9 protein-coding genes are annotated in these 12,456 nt (G+C 65.9%); 2 read left to right on the top strand and 7 right to left on the bottom strand.

Annotation, left to right across the window (positions count from 1 at the left end; genetic code table 11):
• Positions 1 to 72 precede the first annotated feature (72 nt).
• Positions 73 to 1,356, top strand: coding sequence for a UDP-N-acetylglucosamine 1-carboxyvinyltransferase (gene murA, locus GGQ88_RS07110; protein WP_183612412.1), 1,284 nt, complete (start codon positions 73 to 75; stop codon positions 1,354 to 1,356).
• A gap of 160 nt (positions 1,357 to 1,516) precedes the next feature.
• On the opposite strand, the gene arfB is transcribed toward murA, so the two are convergent.
• From arfB to pabB, 4 genes are read right to left on the bottom strand one after another with little or no spacing between them, the layout of a single operon-like run.
• Positions 1,517 to 1,930 (bottom strand): alternative ribosome rescue aminoacyl-tRNA hydrolase ArfB, encoded by a 414-nt coding sequence (gene arfB, locus GGQ88_RS07105; RefSeq protein WP_183612411.1) that lies wholly within the window; start codon positions 1,928 to 1,930, stop codon positions 1,517 to 1,519.
• Between the two features lie 2 nt (positions 1,931 to 1,932).
• Positions 1,933 to 2,706 (bottom strand): RluA family pseudouridine synthase, encoded by a 774-nt coding sequence (locus GGQ88_RS07100; RefSeq protein ID WP_183612410.1) that lies wholly within the window; start codon positions 2,704 to 2,706, stop codon positions 1,933 to 1,935.
• Entirely contained in the window at positions 2,703 to 3,881 is a 1,179-nt protein-coding gene (locus GGQ88_RS07095) for a pyridoxal phosphate-dependent aminotransferase (RefSeq protein WP_183612409.1), read from the bottom strand. Before GGQ88_RS07095 ends, GGQ88_RS07100 begins: the two co-directional genes overlap by 4 nt.
• Position 3,882: 1 nt before the next feature.
• A complete protein-coding gene (pabB, locus tag GGQ88_RS07090; RefSeq protein WP_183612408.1) occupies positions 3,883 to 5,670 on the bottom strand; it encodes an aminodeoxychorismate synthase component I in 1,788 nt (595 codons plus the stop codon).
• A 104-nt stretch (positions 5,671 to 5,774) separates the two neighbouring features.
• On the opposite strand from pabB, the gene GGQ88_RS07085 reads away from it, so the two are divergent.
• Positions 5,775 to 7,349 carry a helicase HerA-like domain-containing protein gene (locus tag GGQ88_RS07085; protein WP_183612407.1) on the top strand — a complete coding sequence of 525 codons (1,575 nt, stop codon included), beginning with the start codon at positions 5,775 to 5,777 and terminating at the stop codon, positions 7,347 to 7,349.
• A gap of 141 nt (positions 7,350 to 7,490) precedes the next feature.
• On the opposite strand, the gene GGQ88_RS07080 is transcribed toward GGQ88_RS07085, so the two are convergent.
• The 3 genes from GGQ88_RS07080 to GGQ88_RS07070 all read right to left on the bottom strand — a co-directional run bounded on the left by GGQ88_RS07080 (position 7,491) and on the right by GGQ88_RS07070 (position 12,451).
• The gene (locus GGQ88_RS07080) at positions 7,491 to 10,157 is read right to left on the bottom strand and encodes a M1 family metallopeptidase (protein WP_183612406.1); all 2,667 of its coding nucleotides are present in this window, start codon (positions 10,155 to 10,157) and stop codon (positions 7,491 to 7,493) included.
• 135 nt (positions 10,158 to 10,292) lie between these two features.
• On the bottom strand, positions 10,293 to 11,717 hold the full coding sequence (locus tag GGQ88_RS07075) for a sensor histidine kinase (protein ID WP_343057115.1): 1,425 nt from the start codon (positions 11,715 to 11,717) through the stop codon (positions 10,293 to 10,295).
• A complete protein-coding gene (locus GGQ88_RS07070; protein WP_183612405.1) occupies positions 11,714 to 12,451 on the bottom strand; it encodes a response regulator in 738 nt (245 codons plus the stop codon). The genes GGQ88_RS07075 and GGQ88_RS07070 overlap by 4 nt, the downstream gene beginning before the upstream one ends.
• Between the last annotated feature and the right edge of the window lie 5 nt (positions 12,452 to 12,456).

The following is a 12,456-nucleotide window of genomic DNA, read 5'->3' as shown; positions in this document are numbered from 1 at the left end:
CAACGCCCGTGCTGCGGATTAGTTCACATTTGCTGTACTTGCGTGACACTACAAACCGGTTAAACGACCGCGATGGACAAGATCATCATTCGCGGCGGGAAGCGCCTTTCGGGCACGGTTCCGGTATCGGGCGCAAAGAATTCTGCATTGACGCTGCTGCCCTGCGCGCTGCTGACCGACGAACCGCTGACGTTGCGCAATCTGCCGCGTCTGGCGGATATCGACGGGTTCCAGCACCTGCTCAACCAGTTCGGTATTTCGACCTCGATCGCGGGGGCTCGCCCTGAGGATTTCGGCCGGGTGATGACGCTGCAGGCAACGCGGCTGACATCGACCGTCGCGCCCTACGATCTGGTGCGCAAGATGCGCGCGTCGATCCTCGTGCTCGGCCCGATGCTGGCGCGTGCGGGCGAAGCGACGGTGTCGCTGCCCGGCGGCTGCGCCATCGGCAACCGACCGATCGACCTGCACCTCAAGGTACTCGAAGCACTGGGCGCGACAATCGAGATGGCGGCGGGTTACGTGCGCGCGATCGCACCGGACGGCGGGCTCCCGGGCGGGCGCTATTCGTTCCCGGTGGTCTCGGTCGGCGCGACCGAGAACGCGCTGATGACCGCCGTGCTGTGCAAGGGCAAATCGACGCTGCACAACGCTGCGCGCGAGCCGGAAATTGTCGATCTGTGCAACCTGCTGGTGGCAATGGGCGCGCAGATCGAGGGTATCGGTACCTCGGACATCACAATCCACGGCGTCGACCGGCTGCACGGCGCGACCTACATGGTCATGCCCGACCGGATCGAGGCGGGATCCTATGCCTGTGCCGCGGCGATCACCGGCGGTGAAGTGACGCTGACCGGTGCGCGGATCGAGGACATGGAAGCGACCGTGCAGGCGCTGCGCGACGCGGGCGTCTTGGTCGAGCCACGCAAGGGCGGGCTTTATGTTGCTGCGGACGGGCCGATCAAGCCGGTGACGATCTCGACCGCGCCCTATCCCGGGTTCGCGACCGACATGCAGGCCCAGCTGATGGCGATGCTGTGCCTGGCCAAGGGATCGTCGGTGCTGACCGAGACGATCTTCGAGAACCGCTACATGCATGTGCCCGAGCTCAACCGCATGGGCGCGCATATCGAGACCAAGGGCCGTACGGCGGTTGTCCATGGCGTGGACGGGCTGACCGGAGCCGAGGTCATGGCGACCGACTTGCGCGCTTCGATGAGCCTGGTGATCGCTGGGCTTGCGGCGCAGGGTGAGACGCAGGTCCACCGGCTCTATCACCTCGATCGCGGGTATGAGCGGCTGGAAGAGAAGCTGTCGCTGCTGGGTGCCGATATCGAGCGCGTCGGCGGGGATTGAGCGGGTCTGTCGCCCGATTACGTCTGCACAAATCCAGAATGACGTCGCCCCGGGCTTGACCCGGGGTGAGGCTTTGTTCCCCGGCGCCAAGGTAGCCTCACCCCGGATCAAGTCCGGGGCGACGAATACTTCGGTTGATTTGTCGAACGGTGGGCTGGCGCTAGTCCAGATTGACCTTGCCGCGCCCCGCTTTGACGGTGCCGCGGATCTTCTTGCCTGCCAGACGCTGGACCTTGCCGACGCGGTTGAGGCGGGATTTGGCGCGTTTGGCGGGGAGGTTCATCGCGTCGCGCAGGAGGTCTGACAGGCGTTTGCGGGCGTCTTCGCGGTTCTGTTCCTGCGTGCGGTAGCTGCGCGCGGTAAGGACGATCTCGCCCTTGGCGGTCAGCTTTGACCCGGCGAGCTCCTTGAGCCGGTGGAACACCGGCGGCGGCAGGCGCAGCGCGAAGACATCGAGCCGAATCTGGACGGCGGTGGCGACCTTGTTGACGTTCTGACCGCCGGGTCCGGCTGACGCGATGAAGCTTTCCTCGACCAGCGTGAGCGCGTGCGCGACAAGCTCGTCGGGGGTCATTGCTATGCGTCTTCGTCGGGCGAAAGCTGCGCTTGTCCTTCGACAGGCTCAGGATGGGCGGGGTTGGTTGGTTCGACGATCTCGGGCGCGGCGAAGGGTTCGAGTTCTTCGCGCTCGAAGCCGGGGACGTCGAAGCCCAGGGCATCGAAATCGATCGGCAGTGGGGCGATCGCGGAGATGGGCGGCTTGCCGGTGCGCTGGATGGTGATCGCGGCGGCGTGGAGCATGGTGCGGCGCGCGCCCTTCCCGTCGCCGTAAATCGGATCGCCGAGCAGCGCGAAGCCGAGGCCTGCGAGCGCGTGGATGCGGATCTGGTGGGTGCGGCCGGTTTCGGGGCGGAATTCGACCATGGTCAGGCCGGGCTTGCGGTCGATCACCTTCCAGTGGGTGACGGCGGGCTTGCCCTTCTTGGCGGCAATCATCCGCCAGCCGTTTTCCGCCGAACTGATCTTGGTCAGCGAGAAATCGATCGTGCCCTGCTTGCCAGCGACCTCGCCTGCGACGACGCCGAGGTAGACCTTGGCCACTTCGCGCGCTTCGAAGGCGGCGGAGAAGCGCTTGAGCGCCTTGGGATTGCGCGCGAGCAGCAAGCAGCCCGAGGTGTCGCGATCGAGGCGGTGCACCGGGAACGGTTCGCGCTGGAAGCCGAAGCGCAGGGCGTCCAGATAGTCCTCGAGCGCGGGTCCGCCAGCGCGCGGGCGGTCGAGCGGGAGCCCGGCGGGCTTGTCGATGACCAGCGCTTCGCCGTCTTCGAACAATATGGAAAAATCGATCATGCTACGGCCTTTGCTATACGCCGGAGCGCTTCGGTAAGTTTGGCTTCGTCGGCGGCAAAGCTGATGCGGAAGCCGTCACGTCCGCCGAAGGCCGAGGCGGGGACGACCGCGACGCCGCTTTCGAGGAGGTGGAGGCACAGCGCCTCGTCATCGCCGAAGCGGTCCATCAAGGGTGCGGCGTCGATCATGCAGTAGAACGCGCCGTCGGGTACGGGTGTGCTGAGGCCGGGGATCGCGTTGAGTGCGGCGACGACCATGTCTCGGCGCGCGCGGAACCGTTCGCGCCAATCGTTGAGGAAGTCCTGCGGACCGGTGAACGCGGCGACGGCAGCGGCCTGGCTGATCGAGGCGGCGTTGCCCGAGGAGTGCGACTGGAGGCGGCCCATCGCGCCAATCAGCCAAGCGGGGCCTGCCGAAACGCCGATGCGGAAGCCGGTCATCGCGTGGCTTTTCGACACGCCCGAGACGGTGAGGATGCGGTCGGCAAGGTCGGGGCACTCGACGGCGAGCGTGGCGTGGATGCCCTCGCCATAGCGCAGAGGGGCGTAGATATCGTCGCTCATCACCAGCACGCGCGGGTGGCGGCGGAGGACTTCGCCAAGCGCGCGCAATTCGGCGGCGGGGTAAGTTGCGCCGGTGGGGTTGCCGGGGCTGTTGAGCAGGAGCCAGCGCGTGGCGGGCGTGATCGCGGCTTCGAGCTGGGCGGGCGTGATGCGGAAACCGCCCGCTGCGGTGGTCGGCAAGTCCACGACGCTGGCTCCGGCGAAGCGGACGATTTCGGGATAGCTGACCCACCACGGGGACGGGATCAGCACTTCGTCCGACGGATCGAGCGTTGCCAGCAGTGCGTGGAAGATCGCCTGCTTGCCGCCTGCGCTGACGATGATCTGCGAGGGCGGCACGTCGATGCCCAGGTCGCGCTTGAAGTGCAGCGCGGCGGCTTCGCGCAGGGCGGCCGTGCCGACGACGGCGGTGTATTTGGTGTCGCCGGCGTCGAGCGCGTCCTTGGCTGCCTGGATCACGTGGGCGGGCGTGGCGAAGTCGGGCTCACCCACCGAGAGCGAAATCACGTCGCGGCCTTCGGCGCGCAGCTGGATCGCGCGGTCGGTGATCGCGGTGGTGCGCGAGGGGGCAATGCGGGACAGTGCCCCTGACAACTTATCGGATGAGAGCATATCAGGCACCGAGCAGGCGTGCGGGGATCAGGCCGCGCAGGGCGTTGCCGACGAGGAAGCCGCCGGACAGATCATCGAGCGTGAGATCGGCTTCGGTGGCGCGGCCCGCGTCGAGCAGGCTGCGGCGCAGGACGCCGGGGAGCAAACCGAGATCGGCACGCGGGGTAAGCAGGGTGCCATCGCGCTCGACGAACACGTTGGTGAACGTACCTTCGGTGATCAGGCCGTCGTCGCGCAGGAACAGAGCCTCCCCAGCGCCTGCCTTGCGCGCGGCGGCGAGGCCGGCTTCGTAAAAGGCGCGGTCGGTGGTCTTGTGGCGCAGACGCCAGTCCCCGTCGGACACCGGCAGCGGCAGGACGGCGCAGGTGATCGTTTCCATCGGCGCGGGCAAGGCCGAGGCTTCGAGCGCGTGTGCGCCTCCCTTCGAGGCGACGAGACGCACTTTCGACGGGGCTTCGAGATCGAAGCACAGCGCGTGGATGGCGTTGCGGATGGCGTGGCGATCGAAGCTGAAGCCGAGAGCCAGCGCGCTCGCCTTCATGCGTTCAAGGTGCAGTTCGAGCAGTTCGATGCCTTTGGCGGGATCGAAGGCCATCGTCTCGATCAGGTCTGCATGGCCAGCGGTCAGACGCAAGAAATTCCCCTTCACCACGCATTCGCGCCATTCGCCGATCATGACAGAGTCGGCGACGACTGCCGAGCCTACGCCCATGACCGCGCGACCGCCGGTTGCCCCCGGATGATCGCTGCTGAGCCGCACCGTGCGGATTGCCACATTGAAGGCGGCATCGCCAGAGGGGTCTATCCGTCCGATCGAACCACAGTAGACCCCGCGCGCATCGCGCTCGGCGCGGTCGATGATTTCCATCGCGCGGATCTTGGGCGCGCCGGTGATCGAGCCGCAGGGGAAGATGGCGCGCAAGAGGCTGCGGACGTCCTCGCCGGGGGCAAGCTGGGCGCGGACAGTCGTGACCATCTGGTGGACGGTCGGGTAGCTTTCGATCGCAAAGGGGGCCTCGACCTTGACGGTGCCTGCCTGGCTGACGCGCGAGAGGTCGTTGCGCATCAGATCGACGATCATCAGGTTTTCGGCGCGGTCCTTGACGCTGGCGGATAGCTCCGCCTTGAAACGCGCGTCCTCTTCGGGCGTTGCCCCGCGCGGTGCCGTGCCCTTCATCGGGCGGACGCGTGCCTGTCCACCTGCCAGCTTGAAGAACAGTTCGGGCGAGAACGAGAGGTGCCAGTGCGCGCCGTCCCAGATTATCCCACCATATCCCGCGCGCGCATCGCGGCGGATATCGGCATAGATCGCCAACGGATCGCCGTCCCATGTGCCCGCCAGCGGGAAAGTGAGGTTGGCCTGGTAGATGTCGCCCGCACGGATGGCTTCCTGCACGACACCGAAGGCACGGGCGTAGCCGCCTGCTGACAGCGATGCCCCCAACGGGCCGAGGCGACCGGGGCCGGTGATCTGGCGCGCCAGCCAGCGTTCGACTTCTTCGCTGGGCATGCGGGTGACCTTGGCGAAACGCGCGAACCAGATGAGCGGGCCGGTCGCACCGGTGCGCGCTGCCGCGAGGGGTGCAAGGCGCGGCTCGAGCGCGAGGCCTGCCTCATAGGCGAAATAGCCTGCCCAATCGCCCGGCGTCGCTGCGATCTGCGCGAGCGCGGCTTCGACATCATCGGGCCTACGCGCGACGATCACTTCGACCGGCTGCTCGTAGAGCCGCGCGTCGCTGGCGCCCTCGCTGCGGGCATCGTCGAGGAGGATGAAAGGGGCGCGGGTCATGGGCTTGGACGGCGCTCTAGCCGTTCCGCGTTGCGGATGCAAAAACCCCTCGCAAGCGCGCCGGTTGCGTCTTACTCATCAGGCAAACGGATGGGACACACGGCATGGATGACATCTACCTCGGTCTGGCTTCCAATGGTGAGCGGCAAGTGCTGCGGCTGGGCCGCGCCAACCGCCACGGGCTGATCGCGGGGGCCACCGGGACCGGCAAGACGGTGACGCTGCAGGGCATTGCCGAGCAATTTTCGAGCCGTGGCGTACCGGTGTTCATGGCCGATGTGAAAGGCGACCTTGCGGGCATTTCGATGCCCGGCAGCCCGACGTTCAAGCATGCCGCATCGCTGGAATCGCGGGCGAAGGAACTGGGCATCACCGACTATGCCTATTCCGACAATCCGGCGGTGTTCTGGGACCTCTATGGCGAAAACGGCCACCCGATCCGCACGACGATATCCGAAATGGGGCCGCTGCTGCTGGCACGGCTGATGGGGCTGAACGACACGCAGGAAGGCGTGCTCAACATCGCGTTCCGTTATGCCGATGATAACGGCCTGCTGCTGATCGACCTGCCCGACCTGCAATCGGTGTTGATGGCCTGCGCCGAGAATGCCAGCGAACTTTCTGGCAAGTACGGCAATGTGTCCAAGGCCAGCGTGGGCACGATCCAGCGGCAATTATTGGCATTCGAAAGCCAGGGCGCGGACCGCTTTTTCGGCGAGCCTGCGTTCGAGATCAACGACTTCCTGAAGGTGGACGATCAGGGCCGCGGCATGGTCAATGTACTGGCCGCCGAGAAGCTGATGCAGAGCCCGAAGCTCTACGCCACGTTCCTGCTGTGGCTGCTGTCCGAACTGTTCGAGGCGCTGCCCGAAGTCGGCGATCCCGAAAAGCCGATCCTGGTGTTCTTCTTCGACGAGGCGCACCTGCTGTTCGAGGCTGCGCCCGATGCGCTGATGGACAAGGTGGAACAGGTCGTGCGTCTGATCCGGTCGAAGGGCGTCGGCGTGTTCTTCATCTCGCAGAACCCGATCGACATTCCGGAGAAGATCGCGGGCCAGTTGGGCAATCGCGTGCAGCACGCCCTGCGCGCGTTCACGCCGCGCGATCAGCGTGCGATCAAGGCGGCGGCTGAGACGTTCCGGATCAACAAGGATCTCGATGTCGAAACGGTCATTACCGAACTGAAGGTGGGCGAGGCGCTGGTGTCGACACTGAACGAGGATGGCTCACCCTCGGTCGTGCAGCGCACACTGATCGCGCCGCCGCGTTCGCGGCTGGGTCCGCTCAGCCCCAAGGAACGCGCAATCATCCAGTCGATCAGCCCGTTCGAGGGCAAGTACGATACCGCTGTGAACCGCGAATCCGCGTCCGAGGTGCTGGCGCAGAAGGCATCGGATGCAGCGGCTGCCGCGCAGCAGGTCGAGGAGGAAGGCGAGGAAGCGCAGCGGGCCTCGCCGCGTCAATCGCCTTCAATGTGGGAGCGTGCCGGCAAGGCTGCTGCGGGTGCGGTGGCGTCTTCGGCAGGGGCGGTGATCGCGGCGAAGATCACGGGCAAGAAATCGCGCGCCGCGCCGATGGCGTCGGGTGTAACTGCCGTTGTGGGCACGATTGCCACGTCGATCGGCGGCGCGGCCTTCGGGCGCTTTGCGCGCGGGATCATGGGCGGGTTGTTGCGGTAACCGTAAGCCCCCTCCTCTTCAGAGGAGGGGGTTGGGGGTGGTGTTTCGCCACCTGACCCGAAGTCGCTTCGCGAGCGATGCTTCCAGCATCGCCACCACCCCTAACCCCTCCTCTGAAGAGGAGGGGGATTCAACAGGGCATTACTTCTTCTTCGCAGCGAGCCAGTCGGTCAGGCCCTTGACGAACAGCGGGCGGGCCTTGGCGCGCTCGGTGAGGCCGCCGATGACGCGGTCTACCGGGCGTGATGCTTCGGCAGGGACGCTGGCCTTGAACGTCTGCAGCTTGGCGATCATGGCTGGATCGGTCGAGCTGTTGGCGAGGCTGGCAATGAAGGTCACGCGGCTTTGGGCGTCGACGAGGGCTTCGATCCGTGCGCGGTTGGCGAGCGCGAAGTCGTAGGTTTCATCGGCGTGCAGCCCTGCCGACGCGACGATCATGGCCGCGCTGGTGGTCTTGCCCGGTGCGTCGGTCAGCGCGAGATCGCGCGCCGCCTTGGCAAGGGCAGCATCGGAGGGACGGCCGAGCAGCGTGTAGAGGTATTGGCGTTCGACCGCGCTGGTGGACGCTGCCGCCATCGTCCGGATCGCGTCCCAATCGGCCTTGGTCGCGTTGCGCGCGACGATGTTGAGCCAGGTGGTCTTGAGCGGGCCGTCCATCGCCTTGGGGTTGGCCGAGAGCGCCGTGAAGCGACGACGCGCCTCAGCCACGACATCGGGATCGCCCATCGTGCCGAAGCCGCTGATCAGCGTCGCGCGCAGATCGGCGTTGGGCAGGCTCTCGCCCGCCTTTGGCTCGAAGCCCAGCGACATCAGGCGCGGCTTGAACGTGCCTGAAACGCGGGTGAGTAGCTTGGCCTGCGCCGCCGGTTCCTTTTCTAGCGTACGCCATGCGCCGACATATTCGCCGAATGCCGTTCCGGTGACGATCGGGTTGGCGTTGCCCGGGACCGCAGCGAGCAGATCGAACGCGGGAGCCAGCGGCTGGTAGCCGCGGGTCGAAAGCTCCATGTTGTCCTGGATCAGACCCGTCTGGTCGACCGGCTGAAGCGTCGGCATCGCGGCGGTCAGCTTGGCGAGCATCGCGGGCGTATAGAGCGAGCGGTAGTAGCCGAGCTGGCCCGAATTGATCACGACCGGGCCGCAACCCTTGACCGTGACCGTGCCCTTGCCGCCTTCGAGGATGGTGCGAACGGGTTCGCCACCAGCCGAGACCAGCAGCGGGACCTTCCACATCGTCGGCTTGGCGGCGACTTCGTCCTTGCGGTCGATGCTGAATTCGCCCTGCTGCAGCGAGACGGTCGAGACGCCCTTCTTGCAGGTGAGGCCGGTGACCTTGACCAGCGGGATGCCCGGCTTGGTGGTGAAATCGGTGGCGATCGAGGTCAGGCCCGGCGCACCGGCCTTTTCGACCGCCTGCCACAGGTCCTTCGACCGCGTATTGCCGAATTTGTGGTCGCGCATGTAGTTGCGCAGCCCGTCGCGCCAGACGCTCTCACCCGCGTAGGCTTCGAGCATCGAAATGACCGCCTCGCCCTTCTGATAGGTGATCGCGTCGAAGGCCTGGTTGGTCTCGTCGACCGTCTTGATTTCCTGCACGATCGGGTGCGTGGTCTTGAAGCCATCGAGGTTCATCGCCTGTTCGCGGCCATCGACGCGGTTGAGCAGCGGGAACCAGTCGGGGTGGAAGTGCGCGGTGGCCTTGGTTTCCATCCAGCTGGCGAAACCTTCGTTCAGCCATAGGTCTTCCCACCACGCCATGGTGACGAGGTTGCCGAACCACTGGTGCGCCACTTCGTGGGCCTGCGTGGTGACGATGTTCTGACGCGCAGCCGCGCTGGTGATGGCGGGATCGTCGAGCAGGATGCGCTCGAACGTGAGGATCGCGCCCCAGTTCTCCATGGCCGAGAAGAACTGCGACTGGCCAGGTGCTGCGATGTTGTCGATCTTGGGCAGCGGATAGGGCTGGCCGAAGTATTCGGCGTAGAACGGGATCAGCGGGGCGAGTTCGTTAAGCGCGAAGCGGCCCTGTTCGCCACTGCCCTTAGGGCTGACGATGCCTGCCTGGACGCCGGGTGCGGCTTCCTTGGACAGACGCTCCCAATCGCCGACGCCGAAGAACAGCAGGTACGACGACATTTTCTGGCTGGTGCCGAAAGTGACGCGCTTGAGGCCCTTGCCGAGGTCCTCTTCCTTGGCGACCGGCATGTTGCTGACGGCCATCTGAGTGGAAGGGACGACTGCCGAGAGGTCGAATGTGGCCTTGTAGATCGGTTCGTCGAACATCGGGGCAAAGCGGCGCGCATCGGGCGCTTCGAACTGGGTGAACAGGCCCCGCGTTTCCTTGCCGGTGACCTTGTCAGGGTAATCGAGCGCGAACAGGCCGTTGGCCTGGGTGTTGATCACGCCGGTGTAGACGGTGTCGAGCCGATACTTGCCCGGCGCCAGAGGTTGCGCGGCAGTGAACTTCGCGGTCTGGCTGGCGGGGTCCATCGTGATGGTGATCGGCATGGCCGCGCCGCCTGCGGGTGTCAGCGTGGCCGACGAAATCTTGAGATCGAGCGCGTGGAGCGTCAGGAACGGAGTCGCCTCGGTTACTTCGAGATCGACCGACGACGTACCCGAGAACGTCAGGTTCTTCGCATCGGGCGTAACCGAGATGGTGTAGTGCGACGGGTGCGCGACGCGGGGGAGGTCGGTGTGGACGCCGGCGGCTGCCGAAGGGTTGGCCGGAGCTTGTTGCGCAACGGCCGGGATGGCGGCGGTGGCAACGGACAGCGCAATCGCTGATACAAATGAAATGGTACGCATGCTGAAACGAACTCCCCGGCGCAATCAAGTTTGGTTGCACTAGCAACCGGTCCACGGCTTCGCGAGTCCTTTCGACGAACGGCTAATCCGTGACGATCAGCGTCGTTGACTAAGATTCGGCGCGTGACTGGGTGGTTAACCGACCGGCAGGCTTATGGTTGCAGTCAGCCCGACGATTGCGCCGGTCGGCCCGCGCCGATTGGCGAGCGTCAGGGTACCGCCGTGCTGGTCGGCGATGGCGCGCGCGAGCGTGAGGCCGAGGCCGGTGCCGCCGGTGCTGGAGTTGCGCGAGGCTTCGAGGCGGGTGAACGGCTCCATCATCCGCGCGATGTCGCCTTCGGGAATGCCGGGGCCGTCGTCGTCGATGCGCAGGACCGCGTTGCGGCCTTCGCGTTTGAGCGAGATGCGGGCGCGATTGCCATAGCGCAGCGCGTTGGAGACGAGGTTGCGGAGCGCGCGGCGCAGCCAGGTGGCGCGGATCGACACGACGACGCGGTCAGTCTCACCGAGTTCCACCGCCTCGCCCATGTCCTCGAATTCGCCGATCACGTCGGCGACGAGCGCGGAGAGTTCGTTGGGCTCGAGCGGATCGGAGGGCCGGCCGACGCGGGCGAGCGAGAGGATATCGTCGAGCGAGCGATTGATGTCCTCGATCGTCGCGGCCATGCGCCCGCGCTCGACATCATCCTCGACCGCCTCGATGCGCACGCGCAGAGCGGCGAGCGGGGTCTTGAGATCGTGCCCGATCGCGCCGAGCATGACGTCCTTTTCATCGAGCATGGCGGCGATGCGCGCTTCCATCGCGTTGTGCGCGACGATCAGGCCGCGGATGTCCTCCGGGCCTTCGGGCTCGAGTTGGCCATCGATGGTGCGGTTGCCCGCGAAGTCCTCGACCCGGCGGGTCAGCGCCTTCAACGGTCTGCCGATGCGCCGCAGGATCAGCGCCATCGCGCCGACCAGCACGAAGTAGAGAACGATGGTCTGTCCGACCAGCGGCGCGAGCACGCGCATCTCGCCGCCTTCGCTGAATACGCGCGTCGACACCCATTCGCCCGAGCTTTGCCGCACCGACGCGATTACCAGCCGGGGCATAGGCTCGTCGGAAAGCACCGCGAGTTCGCGGCGGTGGCGCTTCATGAAGCCGAGGCTGAGCGGATCGTGCAGCGGATTGCGTTCGAACACGATCACTTCGTTCGCGTCAAATCCCTGCGCCGTAAGGACCTCGGCTAACTCATGCTCGACGTGCTCCAGTCGGCGTTCACCCTCGCGCCGGGGAGAAACGTCGCTTCGGTTGAGTCGGAAGGGGGGCGGGCTGCGGTCGGCATCGTCGCTACGGCGTTCGCGGCGCATTTCGGCGCGGCGACTTTCAGGTGGCGGACCAAGCAGGCGGAATGCAGCGGAGCTAACGAGCTGCGATTCGCGGCGCTGGCTCTGTTCCTTCCAGATCAGCACGGCCGAAATGGTCTGCGCGACGAGCAGCGCGAGCGCGATCGACAGCAGGACTTGGCCCTGAAGGCTGCGTGGCCAGAGCTTGAGGTGGAAGTTGCGCAAGCCGCTCACGCCTCGGTGGTCGTTGGCGGGCGCTTGCGCACTTCGGTAGCGAGCATGTAGCCGCCGCCCCACACGGTCTGGACCAATTGCGGGTTGCGACTGTCCACCTCGATCTTGCGGCGCAGGCGTGAAATCTGGTTGTCGATCGCGCGGTCGAACAGATGCGCCTCGCGGCCCTGGACCATATCGAGCAACCGGTCACGATCGAGCACCTGGCGGGGGTGATCGAGGAAGGCCATCAGCAGTCGGAATTCTGCAGACGATATGGCCACGACCGCGCCTTCGGCATCGACCAGCCGACGCTTCAACGGATCGAGCCGCCAACCTTCGAATTCATAGATCACCGCATCGGCGATTTCGCTCGACTGCTTGGAAGCGCGCCGCAGGACCGAGCGGACGCGCGCGACGAGTTCGCGCGGGTCGAAGGGTTTGACGACGTAATCGTCAGCGCCGATCTCGAGACCGACGATGCGGTCGGTCGCTTCGCCCTTGGCGGTGATGAAGATGACCGGCAGGCGCTTGGCTTCGACCAGATGGCGGCACAGCGACAAGCCGTCCTCGCCCGGCATCATGATGTCGAGCAGGACGATGTCGCAGCCGACCTCCAGCAGGCGGCTGCGGGCCTCGGCTGCTGTGCCGGCCTGCGTCACGACAAACCCCTGACGGACAAGGTAGTCCGCCAGGGGTTCGCGCAGGGCCGGTTCGTCATCGACGAGGAGGACGCGGATCGGCGTGTCGTTCATGGCAT

The organism is Novosphingobium hassiacum (assembly GCF_014196055.1).
GTDB lineage: Bacteria > Pseudomonadota > Alphaproteobacteria > Sphingomonadales > Sphingomonadaceae > Novosphingobium > Novosphingobium hassiacum.
Note: the sequence above shows the minus strand (reverse complement) of the source record. Positions and strands in the feature narration are given on the sequence as shown.

What these genes read in the sequence shown, in the direction of transcription:
- murA (WP_183612412.1), top strand. Translation starts at nt 73, where the DNA reads ATGGACAAGATCATCATTCGCGGCGGGAAGCGCCTTTCGGGCACGGTT.
- arfB (WP_183612411.1), bottom strand. Translation starts at nt 1,930, where the DNA reads ATGACCCCCGACGAGCTTGTCGCGCACGCGCTCACGCTGGTCGAGGAA.
- GGQ88_RS07100 (WP_183612410.1), bottom strand. Translation starts at nt 2,706, where the DNA reads ATGATCGATTTTTCCATATTGTTCGAAGACGGCGAAGCGCTGGTCATC.
- GGQ88_RS07095 (WP_183612409.1), bottom strand. Translation starts at nt 3,881, where the DNA reads ATGCTCTCATCCGATAAGTTGTCAGGGGCACTGTCCCGCATTGCCCCC.
- pabB (WP_183612408.1), bottom strand. Translation starts at nt 5,670, where the DNA reads ATGACCCGCGCCCCTTTCATCCTCCTCGACGATGCCCGCAGCGAGGGC.
- GGQ88_RS07085 (WP_183612407.1), top strand. Translation starts at nt 5,775, where the DNA reads ATGGATGACATCTACCTCGGTCTGGCTTCCAATGGTGAGCGGCAAGTG.
- GGQ88_RS07080 (WP_183612406.1), bottom strand. Translation starts at nt 10,157, where the DNA reads ATGCGTACCATTTCATTTGTATCAGCGATTGCGCTGTCCGTTGCCACC.
- GGQ88_RS07070 (WP_183612405.1), bottom strand. Translation starts at nt 12,451, where the DNA reads ATGAACGACACGCCGATCCGCGTCCTCCTCGTCGATGACGAACCGGCC.